Origin of the sequence: Mesorhizobium loti R88b (assembly GCF_013170845.1) — a bacterium.
Lineage (GTDB): Bacteria > Pseudomonadota > Alphaproteobacteria > Rhizobiales > Rhizobiaceae > Mesorhizobium > Mesorhizobium loti_B.
Genome location: NZ_CP033367.1, coordinates 6,904,795 through 6,920,431 on the forward strand (window position 1 = coordinate 6,904,795; position 15,637 = coordinate 6,920,431).

Consider the following 15,637-nt stretch of genomic DNA (forward strand, 5'->3'; position numbering starts at 1 on the left):
ATGAACTTTTACAGTGATATCTCATTGAACCAACGCGATGGGGAGCTGCTGGACGGCTTCTCGACAAGGAACGCCACTGACAATCTCATACAACGTCTTTCCAGCTACCTAGCCTTAGAGGACATTCCGCCGCTTTGCAGCGAGTGCAGGCGCCTCGCGAGTAAGAGCGATTGCCCTTGCCCATCCTCCCTGCTTTTGGTGCAACATATGCTCGCTGCCGTTTACCAGCGGCTTGACGCCATTGACTGCCTCTCAGAGCAAGGCCCCATAAGACTGAAGGCTTTTACCGATTATCTGGCGGCGGTCGTTCGAATAGCTTCAGAGAGCGGCGACGCGGCACCCTGGATTGATCTAGCAACCCGGTTTAGCGCTCTTTTCGATCCCGACGAGGTTGCCCATTGATCTCGCGCTTATCGCTTTTTCGTGGAACGAGCAGCCTCGTCGGCAGATGCGTCATCGATCGCCAGCGGCGTGCCGGCGCATATGCGAGCGTAAAAGTGCCGAGCAGCCGGTGATGTATCTCGAACGTGACGACGCCGATTGGCGCGATGCGCGTTGGCTCGGGGCCTCGTGCCCAAGCATGGGTGCGTTCCCATTCCGCTGCATCGTACTCGCGATCCCGTCTGTGCCGTGCTCAAGCAAACGAGCTCGAGCGAACCGCCCCAGGTTGCGGATTTAGACAGTCGTTGATGGAGTTGGCTGGCGAATTGGCGCGTTCGGCCTTCGGTTGGAAGACCGGCTTGAGGGGGGCCAACGAGACGGAATTGGCGAAGCCACGCTGGAGTATGCCTTCACTGGGGTCGCGTCCCTGCACGTGCTGTAGCGCAGCGTTCGCGAAGCCGCTCGCGAGCGCGCCCTCATAGCGCTGAGCGGGCGAGCGGCTTCGGGGCGGGCGCAGAGGCTGGGTAGACGGGCCGGACTCACCTCACCTGGTCCAGCCACGACATGCATCGCCAAAGGCAAGGACCCCGCTGACCGCGCCCGCAAGGGGGGAGATTGGCCGTCATCGCTGCCTTCGCCAATCTCCAAGGCTAGAAGTTTGGAGCCGCCAGGGAAGCTGCCGGTCTCCCCCTTGCGGGGGAGATGGCCGGCAGGCCAGAGGGGGGCTGTCCCGCCAGCGTTAGATCACATTCAATTCCCTGAACGCCCGCCCTTCAGCGACACGGCTGTACCCAAACGCCGAGCAGTCCACCGTGCGGTAGCCGCCGTGCACGATCAGCTCGGCCAGCGCCTTGCCGACCGCCGGGGCCTGCTGCAGGCCGTGACCGGAAAAACCATTGGCGAAGAGGAAACTCTTAACCTGCGGATGCGGGCCGATCACCGCGTTCTGGTCGAGCGTGTTGTAGTCGTAATGGCCGGCCCAGGCGCGTGTCGGCTTGATCGCCTCGAAGGCCGGAATGCGGGTCGCCAGCACCGGCCAGATCACCTCTTCGAACAGCGGCCAGTCGACCTCGAAATCGGTGGGGTCGGCCGAGCCGTCGCCTTCTTCCGGTTCGGCGCCGCCAGTGAGATAGACCGAGCCTTCCGGCCGGACATAGATGCCGGAGGGATCGACCAGCAGCGGCATATCAGAATATTTGTCGCGCGCCTCGAAGACGAAGACGTTGCGCTTGCGCGGCTCGACCGGCAACACCAGCCCCGCCATGGCAGCCACCGTGCCGGCATTCGGCCCGGCTGAGTTGACGACGATGCCGACTTCCAGCCTGTCGCCATTGTCGAGGCTGACACTGGTCACGCTCTGGCCGTTCCACCTCCGCCTTGCGCATGACTGGAGAGATTTCCGGCGGGCGTCGCCTCCCGAGCAATGCTTTTCATGTTCGTTACTCTTCGTAAGATCGATTATTTCGATGGAGCCCATCTACGTATGAATGCAGGCGTCACAGTAGAGCTTTGAACAGCATCGGTGCGGGTCCGGAACCGTCATCGAGCCAAAAACAGCGGCAATGTCGGCTTTTCAAAGATCCATCTGGTCACACCGCCAAAGAGCCGCTCACGCAGCCGACGGCTGCCATAGGCGCCCATGACGATCATGTCCGCAGAAATGTCGATTGCGTGCTGCGCAAGCACCGTGGCCGCCGATTTGCCGGCACTTGGCAGGAGGTCAACCGACACCCGAGCACCGTGCCGAGTGAGATAGGCAGCGATGTCGGCTCCAGGCTCCGCGCCGTTCCCGTTGTAGTTGGCCTTCGGATCGACCAGGGCGACACGAACTTCCTCAGCAGCGCATAGGAGACCCAGCGCTTCTCGAGCCGCACGGGACGCCTCGACTCGGGAATCCCAACCGACCAGGACGCGCCGTGGCCACAGTGTCGCCTCAGCCCCCTTCGGCACAACGAGCACCGGCTTTCCCGTATCGAACAAGCAGCCGTTGACCACAGGAGGTCCGAGATTCTCGTCGTTGAGGAGCCCCGGTCCGATGATCGTGAGGTCGGCGCAGAGCGCCCGCTGTCGTGCCACTTCACCGAGGCTGGCCGGATCGCAATAGTCGGTGTCAACGTCATAGGCGAGCGACATAGATTCCAGCAGTTTCTGGATATCTTTGGAGCGTTTTTCCAGTCTGACCACGTCCTGTGTAAATCGATCGATTTGCCGAAACCGATCGTTCAATCTGGCAATTGCCTGTCCACGCCCTACCGGCCACTCGGGGACACCATCTCCGATCCGCCGATGCGACATAAGGAGCATCGGAGGGGGTATGATCAGTACGGAAAGGTGCGCGCCGACTTCCGCACACAAGCCGGCAGCGGTTCTGACGTCCTGATCGGAATGGTCAGCGCCGGTCAAACAGAGTACCGTTTTAAAGCCCATTTTCCTGCTTCTTCCTGAGTGTTCGATGAGGGCGTTTCAGGCCGCGAGACCGGCTCACAGCGCGAGGAAAGGGAGTGGAACCACACCCGGCACTCGATTCAGCCGTCCAGCTTCTCGAGCGAGTAGCCGGCCGACCTGACGGTACGGATGACAATACCGGTCGAGGCCGCCTCCAGAGCCCTTCTGAGCCGACTGATGTGGACGTCGACTGTGCGTACACCGACATGGATATTGGCCGGCCAGGCCCCCCCGATCAGCTCGTCCCTACTGAAGACCTTGCCGGGAGCCTCAAGCAAATGCCGAAGCACGTTGAACTCGATCGGTCCGAGATGGATGTCATGGCCATTGCCGCAAACCCGGTGGGCATCGAGCTTCATCTCAAGGCTGCCATAGGAAAGCCAGCTGTTGTTTTCAATCGCGTTTGAACCCGGCTTCGGCAGCGCCAGCCTCGTCCGCAGATAATCGAGCAGCTTGGCCGGCGCCATTGGCCGCACAAAGCTCTCGTCAATCCCGGCCTTCAACAGATCAAGGTGCTGGTTCTCGGCGCCGGGCGCGATCAGGGCAATGATGGGCAGGCCGCCGGTCCGGGGTTCCCGCTTGAGCCGGGCGCAGATTGCGGACCCGGTAAGGCTCGTTGGACCGCAGTCCAGCACCACGGCCTGGAATTCCCGTTCGTCGGCCTTTGCAAGTGCTTCCTTGGCGCCGCCTGCCGGCTCACTGACGAAGCCATCCACCTCCAGTATGTGGCTGAGGAACAGATAGAACTCCGCATCTTGCGAACAGATCAGGACGAGTGGCTTCATCAGCGCTACCCCGAGAACCACATTGGCCTCGACCGCGTCGGCCGCGTGGGCTGGCCATCGCGGCTCCTCAAGGCCTGACATGATCCTCTTGCTCCAAAATTGGTTTCATGCCCGTGCCACCTCGGGATAGGCGTCGATGGCTGCGATGGCATCGTCGACCAGTTTCGTACCGGCCGCGGCGAGTTTGCAAAACGTCTCGAAGCCGAAGCGATGGGCGTCGCGCAGGGTCCTGGACAGAACGACCAGCCGCCCGGCGGTGAAAAGCACGCGCCCGAACCCCTCATGGCTCATTTCGATCATCGGCGATGCCATCAGGCCGGAGCGCTCCTCGATCGCAAGGGCGACGGCAGTGTAAAACTTGTCGAGCCTCCACAGCACGTCCGGATCGGGATCGCCGATGATTGGAATCGTACGCCGCTGTTCCTTGCTGACGATGAAGTCGGCCAGCAACTCACCGTCCGCTGTGCCGTCCCATGACCCGTGGGAATCCTGAGCACGGATCAGCCGCACGAGGCATTTGACGAACGGGCTGGCAAGGGCCGCCTCGTCATCGTTGACAGCAGGGCTAATCGCGACTTCAAACATTTTGCTCTTTCCTCGTTTTAGTCCTCGTCCTCGAAGGAGGGTTTCTTTTCGGCGACACCAGCTTCGGCCAGCACCTTGCGCAGCCAGGGCGGAGGACACGTTCTCAGCATCATCTGCGTGCGCAACAGCACCTCTTGGATGGTTTGTGGCTGCGGCACCTTGATTGGATGGATTTTTGCCGAAATAACCTTGGCTGCCGAAGGCCCGCCGATGGCCAGACAGAACAGCAGATGGCAGCCCTTCAGCGCCTCCACCTTCGGCGTGACGCGGTCATCGCCCTCGGTCCGACGCTTCCCGCTCTCATCGGAAACGTCATCGAAGGCCACGGCTTCCACGAGATGCCACTCCTCGCGCGTCACGTCGTAGACAGCAAAGCGCTTGGCCGACCCGAAATGAGCATTGAGATTCTTCATGTCTTGCGTGGCGATGGCTACGCGCAATGCGCCTACTCGTCGTTCCGGCATTGGTGCGTGAACCTCGTCAGTGACGAGTGAGAGGCGACGAACGGAGCTCATCTGGCATTTCTCGTTTCCGGAATGGATCAAGCGCCTCAGGCGTCGGCGCGTGCTGATTGGCCTGGAAGATGTTGGCAACATCGAAGATCAGGTCGCGCGTCCCCCGATAGAGGATTGTGAGCTTGTGCTGGCTGCCGAGCCGGTCGAAGATCGGGAAGCCGACGCGCATGAGCGGAATGCCAAGGCGTCGCGACGCCTGGCGACCGTGGGAATGCGTAACGAGAAGATCCGCGCCCGCTGCAAGAACTTCCAAATCGCCGAGATCGCCGATCTGAACCCAGTCCGCCGGTACTTTTTGCAGAATCTTCGACATATCGGTCGTCGTGACCGCCGCTGCGATTTCGCAGCCCATGCCGGTGAAGAAGGTTGCGAGTTGATAGAGTTGGTCTGGTTCCGCAGCGATCGCAATTCTCTTGCCTCCGAAATGGAAATGTCCGTCGAGCAATGCATCCTCCAATTGCGCCCGGCGACGGCGAACCCGGGCCGGCACCGCCGCGCCCGAAACCGCCGATAGCAGCGAGACGAACCGGTCGACGGCCTTCAATCCGGTCAGCGACTGGAACACCGCGTAAGGCACGCCGGTCAACCCGTGCAGCGTTTTCGCCGGGTGGCGCATGTGCTCGCCGATGACGATGCATTGCGCGGCCGTGCCAAGCTCGCGGATTTCCTCGACGCTGGTGCCGCCATAGGTAGTGGTTACCCAGCGGTCAGGAACCGTGCCGTCGAGTGAGCCGGAGACGTCCGGCAGGATAACCGGCTTGAGCCCAAAACTTTCAACCATGTCACGCAAATGCTCGACGTCAGCGACAGTGAGATTGCATCCGGGCAGGATCGCGATCTTCTTCGGCTGCCGGGTCCGTGCGCCCGACCGTGTAATCCCTTCGATCATCGCCGCGACAGCCTTGGCCCAGCCTTCTTCGATAGCGCCGCCGAAATCAGGCGTGTTGGCCAGCACAACCTCCGTACCCGCGAGCTCTTCCGCATGCTTCAGCTTGACGTTGGCGATATCACTCGCGCAGTCTTCGCCACGGGTCTCCACCAGCGCGGTCGTGCACACTCCTATCAGCTTTGGCTTAGTGCGGGTTTTGAGGTTGAGGATCGCCTCTTCCAGATGGTCCGCTCCGCCGAGTATGGTTGCCACCTCATCCATCGCCGTTGTCTGCAAGGGGATCGCTTCCTTGAAATGCCGCACGAAGAGCACGAGCGCGAAGCTGGTGCAGCCTTGGCTGCCATGGAACAGGGGCATCGCACCCTCGACTCCAAGAAAAGCGAAGGCGGCACCCAGCGGCTGCGACGACTTCAGCGGGTTGACCGCCGCTGATTTGATTTTGCGAAGGATGCGGACCATCGAATTTCCTCAACGGTTGCCGAAGCGGTGAGCCGTCGCGCCAGCAAATTCATTGAAGGCGTTCACAGTCGCGGTCCCGTTCTTCATGCTCGCCAGATTGTCCTCCACAGCAGGCTGGCGATCCCACGGCGCCGGCTCCCGCACCTGGTCCCAGATCGGGCTATGAATGGCGAGGTCGATCTGCCGGACAAGTTCCACCATGCCGTCATAGCCGGCATAAGGATGTTGGCGCTCCTGGTTGATATCGAGCCAGGGTGTCTTGGCCTTCAGCGCGATGAATTGCGTGCGCCCGCCCGACAGCATGATGTCGGCCTTGTGTTTTGAGAGCATGGCGTAAAGATCGAGCGCTGCCATCTGCTCGAACATGTGGTTTTCGTCCTTGAGGATCCGCTTGATCCGCTCCTTGTCTTCGACTGTGGATTTCTTGACCGAGGTGCCGACGATCTCCATGCCGATCTCCATCAGCGCGTGGACGACTGACCAGGACTTCACACCGCCCGTATTGAGCAGCACGCGCTTGCCTTGAAGCCGCTGGCGGTAGGCCTCGAGCTTCTTCCACGCAATCGCCTCCTGCTCAGCGATCAGCGTGTCCGTGCGCTCGAGGATCTCCGCATCGGCGCCCTTCCTCACCAGCAGCTCAGCAATGTTGCGAAGTGCCTCCGAGGTATCGGTTATGCCGTAGAAGGAGCCCTCGAAGAACGGGATGTCCCAGCGCCCCGCCATCTTGCGGGCCAGATTGATCAGTGCGCTCGAGCACACCAACATAGCCGCCTGGGAGCGGTGCGCGGATGCAACGTCGATGTAACGCGCATCGCCCGGAATGCAGGCGCGCACCCGGATGCCGAGCCGATCAAGCAGCGGCTTCACCAGCCAGAATTCGCCGGAGAGGTTGAATTCGCCAAGGATGTTGATGTCGTAGGGCCCGGCGTCGTCGGGTTCCACCGTGCCGATGACATGATCGAGCAACGCTTCGGCGGCGAGTTTGTTGCCGAGGTTCTTGGAGCCGGCCAAGCCCGGCGCATTGATCGGCACCACGGCCAAGCCGAATTTTTCGGCCGCGCGTTTGCACACGGCCTCAATGTCGTCGCCGATCAGCGCCGTCACGCAGGTCGAATAGACGAAGACTGCCGGCGGCGCATATGTTTCCTTGATCTCGCGGATCGCCCTGAACAGCTTCCGCTCGCCCTGCCCCATCACGACGTCGAGTTCGGTGAGGTCGGTTGTGAAGCTTGTCCGCCACAGGGTTGGCCCGGACGAGGCTGCGCCTCTGTTGTCCCATGAATTGCCCTCGCAGGCGAGCGGTGCATGGACCAGGTGCGCAACGTCGGTGATCGGCTGCAGGACGATCTTGGCGCCGTCAAAGGCGCAGCCGCCGGCTGCCGCCCCGGGGGTCAGCGGCTTCGAGCAGCCCTGCTTGCGCGCCTTGGCATCCTTGCCGCGGTTGTTATCGCAGGCGGGCTCGTCGAAAACGTCCTGGATCTTGGCACTGAGCGAGGTCATTGCGTCAGTCTCCGAAGTCCATTGGGCGATTGGCGGCCTCGGCGAAAAGCCGGCACGGGCTTAGCGGGTGAGGTCATAGGAATAGTCCGTCACGCCCGTTTCGCTCGTCTCGCGATCGAGCTTGTCGAATATCTTGTCGAGGATCGTCGTCAGCACGCGTAATCCACCCTGGTAGCCCATGAGGGGAAAGCGATGGTGATGGTGCCGGTCGAAGATTGGAAACATCAGCCGGATCAGCGGCGTGCCGGTGTCGCGCTCCAGATACTTGCCATAGGAATTGCCGATCAGCAGGTCCACCGGCTCTGTAAAAAGCAGCGAACGCATCGCCCAGAGATCCTTGCCCGCCCAGACCTGGGCATCCTGGCCGAAGGACGAGGATGCAAGCAACTCCTTCATCTCGGCCTCCCAGGCCGATGTGCCGTTGGTCGCGAGGCAATGTGTCGGCTCGCCGCCGGTCTCCATGACGAAGCGGGCCATGGCGTAGACGAAGTCCGGATCCCCATAGATTGCGTACTTCTTGCCGTGCAGCCATGACTGGCTGTCCGCCATGGCGTCAACCAGTCGGCCGCGCTCCATCCGGATCGTCTCGGGGATCTCCTGGCCGGAAATCGCTGAGACCTTCATCAGGAATTCGTCGGTCGCCTGGACTCCCAGCGGATAGTGGAAGGATGCCGTCGCCTGCCCGACCTCGTTGCAATATTCCAGCGTCTTGCGGGTGTTGTAATGCTGCAGCGACAGTGTCGCCTCCGCGTTGAGTGCCCCTTTCACGTCTTCGATCTTCGTGCCACCGTCATACATGCGGTATTCACCGTCCGACGGCGTGTCGAACTGGTCTGAGGCGTCTTGAATGACGGTATAAATGACACCCATCAGGTCGAGGAGGCGCTTGAGTTCCCGGTTGTTTCCGACGCAGAATCCGTCGAAGCCTGGAATGATGTTGATGGTCCCAGCGGCTTGCGAGCGCTCGCTGCCCTTCCAGAAATGCTCCAGCACGCCCTTCACCATGCCGTCGTAGCCATCGACATGGCTGCCGACGAAGGCAGGCGTATGAGCGAAAGGCACGTCGAAGTCGCACGGGACCGAGCCTTCGTTCTTGGCGTTCTCTATGAAGCTCCGCAGGTCGTCGCCAATGACCTCGGCCATGCAGGTGGTCGAGACGGCGATCATCTTGGGGTCGTAGAGCTTGTATGTATTGGCGAGCCCGTCGACCATGTTCTTGAGGCCGCCAAACACTGCCGCGTCCTCGGTCATCGAGGAGGAAACCGCTGACGAAGGCTCCTTGAAATGTCGCGACAGATGCGAGCGGTAGTAGGCAACGCAGCCCTGGCTACCGTGGACGAAAGACATGGTGCGCTCGAAGCCCGCGGCCGCGAACACCGCACCGAGCGGCTGGCAGGCCTTGGCGGGGTTTATGACAAGCGCCTCGCGAGCGAGGTTCTTTTCGCGGTATTCCCAAGTCTTGGTCAATTCGCGTTGATCGGTGACGATCTGATCAGGGTGCGGACATTCGAAATTCAGTTTCTTCTCGGCAAGCATTTGTCTGTATTCCGGCTCGCGGAACAATGGAGCATGGTCGAGAACTTTTTCGGCCGATTGCGGCATGGTGGTTACCTTTTCCATCTGGCTGCGGCAAGCGGCAGCACAGGGACATCGAAACTTGAAGGGCCTCTCGCGGATCGAGTGCCCCCGAGCATTTATCGGCCTCCCTGCCTGGCAGGGAGGCCAGTCCTCATTCGGCGGCGACGGCCCTCAGCGGTGCGTCCTTCATCTTCTTCCACGGCGCGCGGTAGAGACCCCAGACCGGGTTGTTGATGGCCAGATCCATGTCGCGGGCGAAAATGGCGAAGCCGTCATAGCCGTGATACGGGCCGGAATAGTCCCAGGAGTGCATCTGGCGGAACGGGATGCCCATCTTCTGCACCGGGTACTTCTCCTTGATACCGGAGCCAACGAGATCAGGGCGGATGCCTTCGATGAACTTCTCCAGCTCGTAACCGGTGACGTCGTCATAGATGAGCGTGCCATTTTTCACGTAATGGCCGGTGCGCTGATAGTCGTCGTTGTGGGCGAACTCATAGCCGGTGCCGACGATCACCATAGCGAGGTCCTCGTAAGCAGTGATGACGTGACGAGGACGTAGCCCGCCGACATAGAGCATCACCGTCCTGCCTTCGAGGCGCGGTTGGTACTTGGCGATGACGGCATCGACCAAGGGCCGGTATTTGGCGATGACCTTTTCGGTCTTCTCCTCGATTTCCGGGCCGAAATGCTTGGCGATGTTGCGCAGAGAGGCCTCGATCTGGGAGGGGCCGAAGAAATTGTATTCCATCCAGGCGATGCCGTACTTTTCCTCCATGTGCCGGCAGATGTAATTCATCGACCGGTAGCAGTGGATCAGGTTGAGCTTGGCCTTGGGAGCGCGCTCTATTTCGGCGAGTGTGGCGTCGCCCGACCAGTTGCCGACCACCCGAAGCCCAATCTCTTCGAGCAGGATTCGCGAGGCCCAGGCATCGCCGCCAATGTTGTAGTCGCCGACGACGTTGACGTCGTATGGGCCGGACTCGAACGCGACATCGTCCTTGTCGAAGACCCAATCGCGGATCGCATCATTGGCAATGTGGTGGCCGAGCGATTGTGAAACGCCGCGGAAACCTTCGCAGCGCACCGGTACAATCGTCTTTTCGTGCTCCTTGGCTTTCTTGCGCGACACGGCCTCGATATCGTCCCCGATCAGGCCGATCGGGCATTCGGACTGCACCGAGATGCCGCCACTGAGCGGAAACAGGTCCTCGATCTCGTCGATGATCTTTTCCAGCTTCTTGTCGCCGCCGAAAACGATGTCCTTCTCCTGGAAGTCGGAGGTGAACTGCATTGTCACGAACGTGTCGATACCCGTCGTGCCGACGTAATAGTTGCGGCGTTGCGACCAGGAATATTGCCCACAGCCGACCGGCCCGTGCGAGATGTGGACCATATCCTTGACTGGACCCCACACCACGCCCTTGGAGCCGGCATAGGCGCAGCCGCGGATTGTCATCACGCCCGGAATGGATTTGATGTTCGATTTGACGTCGCATTCGGAAAGGCCCTTGTCCTCCCCGCCGGCCTCGTCCTTGCTCGTTGCGACACTGAGGTGCTTCTTGCGACGCTTCGCCGCCTTGTCTGGATATTGGGACAGCACGTCTTCGATAAGCTTCGCATGCAAAGCGCCGTCATTCTCATAGTCGAGGCCCATGGGACCTGCCCCTTTCAAGGTTCGGGTAACGCCTCGCCAACGAGGCCTTGTTTCGTACAAAGGGGCGCCAGGTCACGGTCGGCGCCCCCTGTCGGTAGCGGCGGCTACTGAGCGACGGCCAATTTCGCTTCCTTGGCCTGAAGCTCGGCAAGCATTTGCTCGTCCGTCTTCATGATGCCGAAGTCGAGCAGCATGTCCTCGAGCTCCTCCATGGTGATTGGGGTCGGGATGGTGCCCTGGCCCGAATTGACATGGATCTTCTCGGCCAACGCGCGGTACTCCCCTGCCTGTTTGGAGTCCGGCGCATACTGGATTACCGTCATCTTTCTCAGTTCGGCGTGCTGGACGATGTTGTCGCGCGGCACGAAGTGGATGAGCTTGGAATTGAGTCTGGCGGCCAGCGCCTCGGAGAGGTCGAGCTCGCGGTCGGTCTGTCGCTCATTGCAGATCAGCCCGCCGAGCCGCACGCCGCCCGAATGGGCGTATTTCAGGATACCCTTGGCGATGTTGTTGGCGGCATAGAGCGCCATCATCTCGCCGGACATGACGATGTAGATTTCCTGGGCCTTGTTTTCGCGGATCGGCATCGCAAAGCCGCCGCACACCACATCGCCCAGCACGTCGTAGGAGACATAGTCGACATTATCATAGGCGCCGTTCTCCTCGAGGAAGTTGATCGAGGTGATGACGCCGCGGCCGGCGCAGCCGACACCCGGCTCGGGGCCGCCGGACTCCACGCACTTGATGTCTTTGTAGCCGATCTTGAGCACGTCCTGGAGTTCAAGGTCTTCCACAGAACCTTCTTGGGCGGCGAGATGCAGAACGGTATCCTGCGCCTTTGCGTTCAGGATCAGCCGGGTGGAGTCGGCTTTGGGGTCGCAGCCGACGATCAGGATTTTCTGTCCGAGGTCGACCAGGGCGGCTAGCGTATTTTGAGAGGTGGTGGACTTGCCGATGCCCCCCTTTCCGTAGAATGCGATCTGACGCAGACCTGACATGTTGCTTCCTTCCTTCTTTCCATCCATAGCGGTTACCGCGACTTCAATGCCGGTCGGCAGATCCCGCCGCCTCGCACCGATCGTTTCAAAACTCGTGCCAATTCGGCCAGTTAGATCGAAGAAGAAATTTTATGATTGCTTTTCAGCTATTTAACATTTGGCAAAAATATTAAATTGGCTAAATAGACTTGTGTCGCGGGCCCGACAAAGGCGACAGGAGATGTCGGATGAGGCCGGCAATCGCCTCGAGATGACGTTGCTCCGGGCCGGCGTCGGGAAGCCTCCACGGAAAGAACCCGCGGGCATGCAGAGCGGTGAAGAGCGGTTGTGGTCGTGACGCCCTCGTCCATGGCGGCGCGGGCGTAACCGGTTAGCCGATCCGACTTGTAGAACTCGGTGAACATAGAGATTCGTCAGCGTCACGAGGCTCGCCACGCACTTCCGAATGGCCCATGTTCTTCGTCTTCGAGCCAACCGACTGGATCAGTTTCTGGTAGGCAACGTTCGCGACCCGCAACGCTGTCTCCGCAGCCTTGTTCGCTCGCCTGCGAACTTCAGGCGTCGACCAAGCTTGGACACTAGGTCAGGCAGGCTTTCGCCAACGTCGTCGTCGGCAAGCTCTGGCGTTCGCTTGATGAGACCGTAGATTGCGTGGACGACCTCCTGCGGTGTGGGGAAGGACGCACCACGAGAGAAAAGCGCTCATAGGTATCGAGGAGCGCCGCTTCGTAGAGGAACCGGAATTTGCGGGATAAGATCAAAAGAGCGTCATCATTAAGATAACGGAAGAGTGTCATTCGTGGCATTTACCCGAGGTGCCCACGAATTGTATGCCACCGCTTAGCGAGCCAACTTTTTCATGAACTTAGCGACACAGCGAAAGTTGCGATTTTGGCGATAGGTACGGTACGCCTGGCGCTCTTGCTTGCCGTGGAACCATCATCGCGGTCACAACGAAGTCGTGCGCTTCAATTGCGGTGCCAACTCTTTCCTGCGATTATTGGCGGGGGGAGCGGGCGATGATTAAAGGCTCAATTGCTGGATGCTTGTTGGTTCTGACACCGCTGCCGGCATTGGCCGGCGATTTCGGTGGTCTGACGTTAACTTCGACGTGCGACCAATATAACAAGTCATCAGGTTCGAACCGCGCCGGCTTCGTCCACGACTTGATCGTCGGAACAAGTGCCGCAACGGGCAAAGACTACCAATCCCACCGCGTTGACATTCAAGCGTGTGTTGCAGCGACGTTCGCCCCACCCTGCGTGACGGGAACAACATCCATCCGCGAAGTGTTGGCCGCTTGCATGCTGATGGTAGGCAACTAAATCGATGAGAGCAGTATCCCGTGCCTGTGGCTGTTGAAGCGGTTTGGACGAGCAAAGAGATCATCCTCGCGATCATCGCGACAGGGCTAATTTCGGCTTTGGCAGGCTGGGTAGCCGATTTCGTTAAGGAGCGTTGGTCCGAAAAGCGGTCAGCGCGATACGCGGCGATGCGGTGCGCGATCGCCTTTGAAAGCTACGCCGCAGATTGCTGGAACAATGCCAATATGAGCGAGGGCCATTTTCATATGGCCGAGGAGGCCTATTCGGAGTCCCTTCCACCGGCGCCTGTCATTCCGGAGGATATTGATTGGCGTTCAGTGGATCCGATTTTGGCGGATGCGGTCTTGTCCTTTATGACGTCCAGCAAGATCGCGGAATCAGAGGCGGCTTACGCACGCGTCTACGAAGGCAACCCCTTCGACTTCGACGATGCTACTCGGATGCTGGGACGTCGGGCGCTGGAAATATCGTCCAAACTCCGCTCACGATATGGCATGCGACCAAGTGCAGAGTACGAGAAGATGCATAAGCGGTTGAAAGGCAGCGGCTAGCCTGTCTGGCTGGATTGACAAGACCCGCCACCGTAGCAGCGGGCCAAATTCCAATCCGGTGGGGATTTCACTCGTACCGGAAATCCTGCAGCGAGGCGTGACGCAAATCCTCCTCGCCTCGCCCGATCAGCCCAGGCTTGGCCCATATACTCCAGCGCACCCAATTTTTTGGCGATTATGTACTTTACAAACCAAGCCTCAATAGGTATCGTGAACTATATATCAGGGTTGCCATGTCTATCTTTTCCAAGCCTTATTTTCATGATGAAGCAGCCGCTTTCGAGCACCTTGAGGAGGTGCTCTGGAGGGGCGAGCCGGTATGTCCGCACTGCGGCACGATCAACAACGCTACCAAGTTGCAAGGTCAGGCTACCCGAGTTGGCGTTTGGAAGTGCAAAGACCGCCATTGCCGGAAGCAGTTCACGGCAAAGGTCGGGACTGTGTTCGAGAACGGCCGCATTCCTTTGAACAAAATGTTGCAGGCGGTGCACCTGATGGTCTCCTCCAAGAAGGGGATCAGCTCGCACCAACTGCACCGCATCCTTGAGATCCAGTACAAGAGCGCATGGTTTCTGGCGCACCGTATCCGTGAGGCAATGCGTGACGGTTCACTGGCGCGGATTGGCGGCGGTGGCGGCTTTGTGGAGGCTGACGAGACTTTCATCGGTCGCGAGCCCGGAAAAGCAAAGAAGCGCGCCTACCATCACAAGATGAAAGTGCTTTCGCTGCTCGACCGCGAGACCGGCCAAACGCGCAGTATGGTCGTGGACGACCTGAAGCCGGCGACCATAACTCCAAACTTGGAAGAGAACATCGCCAAGGAAGCCCGCGTCATGACCGAAGGCCGGACACTATTTCCACCTCAACAAGAGCTTTGCTGAACACAGCATCGTTCGGCATGGACAGGAGGAGTATGTTCGCTACGACGCTCGCCATATCCACCCACACCAACACGATTGAAGGCTATTTTTCGATCTTCAAGCGCGGCATGAAAGGCGTTTACCAGCACTGCGGCAAGAAGCACCTGCACCGCTATCTGGCGGAATGTGAGCGCTGTACCGGCACCACCTTTCGCGCGTGGTCGTGAGCAGCGATGTTCGGAGCCTTTGAGGGCTTCGACACATGACGATTTCAGAGCTTACGCTTAAGTCCAAGGATTCTGAGCCGGCGCGACGTTTCGAGGTGTTCACGGGTTCTGGACGGCGGCGCGATTGGTTGCCGGAGGAGAAAGCGCGGATCGTGGCGGAAAGCTACGATGCTGGCGAGACCGTGAGCGCAGTGGCCCGGCGACATGCATTGTCCCCGCAGCAGCTGTTCGCCTGGCGCCGGTCCGCGCGGGTGCCGTTGGCGAATGCGCCAGCACCGGAGCCGTTGTTTGTTCCAGCGGTGGTCGCGGCACAGGAGCCCGAACCGGCGGGGAAGCGCGCGAGATCGACACGGAAGCGGAAGGCCGCGCGAGAAACCGGCGTGATAGAGCTGGAGATTGACGGCGTCGCCATGCGGGTCGGTCGTGGCGCCGACGCCAGGACAGTGGCGGCGGTGATCCGTGCGCTGAAGGCGCCGTCGTGATCGGGCCGACGGGTGTGGTCAAGGTGATGGTCGCGACGAAGCCGGTGGACTTCCGCAAGGGGGCCGAGGGCCTGGCGGCGCTGGTGCGCGAGACGATGGGCGCCGATCCGTTCTCTGGCGCGGTCTACGTCTTCAGGGCCAAGCGCGCCGACCGGGTCAAGCTGGTGTACTTCGACGGCACCGGCGTGTGCCTGCTGGCGAAGCGTCTGGAAGACGGGAAGTTCTGCTGGCCTGCCATCACCGATGGCGTGGTGAGGTTGTCGGCGGCGCAATTGCAGGCGCTCCTGGAAGGGTTGGATTGGCGGCGCGTGCATGACGCCCGCGAGACGCGCGCGCCGGTCGCGGCAAGTTGATTCCATGGGAGGCTAGAGGCGCTGGCAAAGCATTGGAATGCATGATT

At 60.3% G+C, this 15,637-nt stretch carries 14 protein-coding genes and 2 pseudogenes; 6 read left to right on the forward strand and 10 right to left on the reverse strand.

The features are described 5' to 3' along the window. Positions 1–402: a hypothetical protein gene (locus tag EB235_RS33290; protein WP_027033216.1), complete on the forward strand. Its 402-nt coding sequence runs from the start codon at positions 1–3 to the stop codon at positions 400–402. A gap of 718 nt (positions 403–1,120) precedes the next feature. Here EB235_RS33290 and EB235_RS33295 read toward each other — a convergent pair. The 10 genes and pseudogenes from EB235_RS33295 to nifH all read right to left on the reverse strand — a co-directional run. Continuing rightward, positions 1,121–1,744 (reverse strand): annotated as a pseudogene (locus EB235_RS33295) (NAD(P)/FAD-dependent oxidoreductase); the annotation flags it as partial. A gap of 176 nt (positions 1,745–1,920) precedes the next feature. Beyond that, on the reverse strand, positions 1,921–2,808 hold the full coding sequence (locus tag EB235_RS33300) for a universal stress protein (RefSeq protein WP_027033215.1): 888 nt from the start codon (positions 2,806–2,808) through the stop codon (positions 1,921–1,923). A 98-nt stretch (positions 2,809–2,906) separates the two neighbouring features. Next, positions 2,907–3,692 (reverse strand): response regulator transcription factor, encoded by a 786-nt coding sequence (locus tag EB235_RS33305; protein ID WP_027033214.1) that lies wholly within the window; start codon positions 3,690–3,692, stop codon positions 2,907–2,909. Positions 3,693–3,716: 24 nt separating this feature from the next. Beyond that, positions 3,717–4,196, reverse strand: coding sequence for a NifX-associated nitrogen fixation protein (locus EB235_RS33310; RefSeq protein WP_027033213.1), 480 nt, complete (start codon positions 4,194–4,196; stop codon positions 3,717–3,719). 17 nt (positions 4,197–4,213) lie between these two features. Next, positions 4,214–4,711 (reverse strand): nitrogen fixation protein NifX, encoded by a 498-nt coding sequence (nifX, locus tag EB235_RS33315; RefSeq protein ID WP_027033212.1) that lies wholly within the window; start codon positions 4,709–4,711, stop codon positions 4,214–4,216. Continuing rightward, the gene (gene nifN / locus EB235_RS33320) at positions 4,677–6,059 is read right to left on the reverse strand and encodes a nitrogenase iron-molybdenum cofactor biosynthesis protein NifN (RefSeq protein WP_027033211.1); all 1,383 of its coding nucleotides are present in this window, start codon (positions 6,057–6,059) and stop codon (positions 4,677–4,679) included. The genes nifX and nifN overlap by 35 nt, the downstream gene beginning before the upstream one ends. Positions 6,060–6,068: 9 nt before the next feature. Further along, positions 6,069–7,559: a nitrogenase iron-molybdenum cofactor biosynthesis protein NifE gene (nifE, locus tag EB235_RS33325; protein WP_027033210.1), complete on the reverse strand. Its 1,491-nt coding sequence runs from the start codon at positions 7,557–7,559 to the stop codon at positions 6,069–6,071. A gap of 60 nt (positions 7,560–7,619) precedes the next feature. Further along, positions 7,620–9,161, reverse strand: coding sequence for a nitrogenase molybdenum-iron protein subunit beta (gene nifK / locus EB235_RS33330; RefSeq protein WP_027033209.1), 1,542 nt, complete (start codon positions 9,159–9,161; stop codon positions 7,620–7,622). A gap of 127 nt (positions 9,162–9,288) precedes the next feature. Then, positions 9,289–10,794 (reverse strand): nitrogenase molybdenum-iron protein alpha chain, encoded by a 1,506-nt coding sequence (gene nifD / locus EB235_RS33335; protein ID WP_027033208.1) that lies wholly within the window; start codon positions 10,792–10,794, stop codon positions 9,289–9,291. Between the two features lie 104 nt (positions 10,795–10,898). Beyond that, positions 10,899–11,792 (reverse strand): nitrogenase iron protein, encoded by an 894-nt coding sequence (gene nifH, locus EB235_RS33340; protein WP_006331760.1) that lies wholly within the window; start codon positions 11,790–11,792, stop codon positions 10,899–10,901. A 1,019-nt stretch (positions 11,793–12,811) separates the two neighbouring features. Here nifH and EB235_RS33345 point away from each other — a divergent pair. The 5 genes and pseudogenes from EB235_RS33345 to tnpB all read left to right on the forward strand — a co-directional run bounded on the left by EB235_RS33345 (position 12,812) and on the right by tnpB (position 15,590). Next, positions 12,812–13,117, forward strand: coding sequence for a hypothetical protein (locus tag EB235_RS33345; RefSeq protein WP_152536177.1), 306 nt, complete (start codon positions 12,812–12,814; stop codon positions 13,115–13,117). 20 nt (positions 13,118–13,137) lie between these two features. After that, complete coding sequence (locus EB235_RS33350; protein WP_152536178.1) at positions 13,138–13,668, forward strand: hypothetical protein; 531 nt, start codon at positions 13,138–13,140, stop codon at positions 13,666–13,668. A 233-nt stretch (positions 13,669–13,901) separates the two neighbouring features. Further along, positions 13,902–14,713 (forward strand): annotated as a pseudogene (locus EB235_RS33355) (IS1595 family transposase); the annotation flags it as partial. Between the two features lie 77 nt (positions 14,714–14,790). Then, entirely contained in the window at positions 14,791–15,237 is a 447-nt protein-coding gene (gene tnpA, locus EB235_RS33360; RefSeq protein ID WP_027033206.1) for an IS66-like element accessory protein TnpA, read from the forward strand. Positions 15,238–15,263: 26 nt separating this feature from the next. Continuing rightward, the gene (gene tnpB / locus EB235_RS33365) at positions 15,264–15,590 is read left to right on the forward strand and encodes an IS66 family insertion sequence element accessory protein TnpB (protein ID WP_224690299.1); all 327 of its coding nucleotides are present in this window, start codon (positions 15,264–15,266) and stop codon (positions 15,588–15,590) included. Positions 15,591–15,637: the final 47 nt, after the last annotated feature.

Excerpts from the sequence above, each read along its gene's own strand:
- EB235_RS33290 (WP_027033216.1), top strand. The coding sequence starts at position 1 with ATGAACTTTTACAGTGATATCTCATTGAACCAACGCGATGGGGAGCTG.
- EB235_RS33300 (WP_027033215.1), bottom strand. The coding sequence starts at position 2,808 with ATGGGCTTTAAAACGGTACTCTGTTTGACCGGCGCTGACCATTCCGAT.
- EB235_RS33305 (WP_027033214.1), bottom strand. The coding sequence starts at position 3,692 with ATGTCAGGCCTTGAGGAGCCGCGATGGCCAGCCCACGCGGCCGACGCG.
- EB235_RS33310 (WP_027033213.1), bottom strand. The coding sequence starts at position 4,196 with ATGTTTGAAGTCGCGATTAGCCCTGCTGTCAACGATGACGAGGCGGCC.
- nifX (WP_027033212.1), bottom strand. The coding sequence starts at position 4,711 with ATGAGCTCCGTTCGTCGCCTCTCACTCGTCACTGACGAGGTTCACGCA.
- nifN (WP_027033211.1), bottom strand. The coding sequence starts at position 6,059 with ATGGTCCGCATCCTTCGCAAAATCAAATCAGCGGCGGTCAACCCGCTG.
- nifE (WP_027033210.1), bottom strand. The coding sequence starts at position 7,559 with ATGACCTCGCTCAGTGCCAAGATCCAGGACGTTTTCGACGAGCCCGCC.
- nifK (WP_027033209.1), bottom strand. The coding sequence starts at position 9,161 with ATGCCGCAATCGGCCGAAAAAGTTCTCGACCATGCTCCATTGTTCCGC.
- nifD (WP_027033208.1), bottom strand. The coding sequence starts at position 10,794 with ATGGGCCTCGACTATGAGAATGACGGCGCTTTGCATGCGAAGCTTATC.
- nifH (WP_006331760.1), bottom strand. The coding sequence starts at position 11,792 with ATGTCAGGTCTGCGTCAGATCGCATTCTACGGAAAGGGGGGCATCGGC.
- EB235_RS33345 (WP_152536177.1), top strand. The coding sequence starts at position 12,812 with ATGATTAAAGGCTCAATTGCTGGATGCTTGTTGGTTCTGACACCGCTG.
- tnpA (WP_027033206.1), top strand. The coding sequence starts at position 14,791 with ATGACGATTTCAGAGCTTACGCTTAAGTCCAAGGATTCTGAGCCGGCG.
- tnpB (WP_224690299.1), top strand. The coding sequence starts at position 15,264 with ATGGTCGCGACGAAGCCGGTGGACTTCCGCAAGGGGGCCGAGGGCCTG.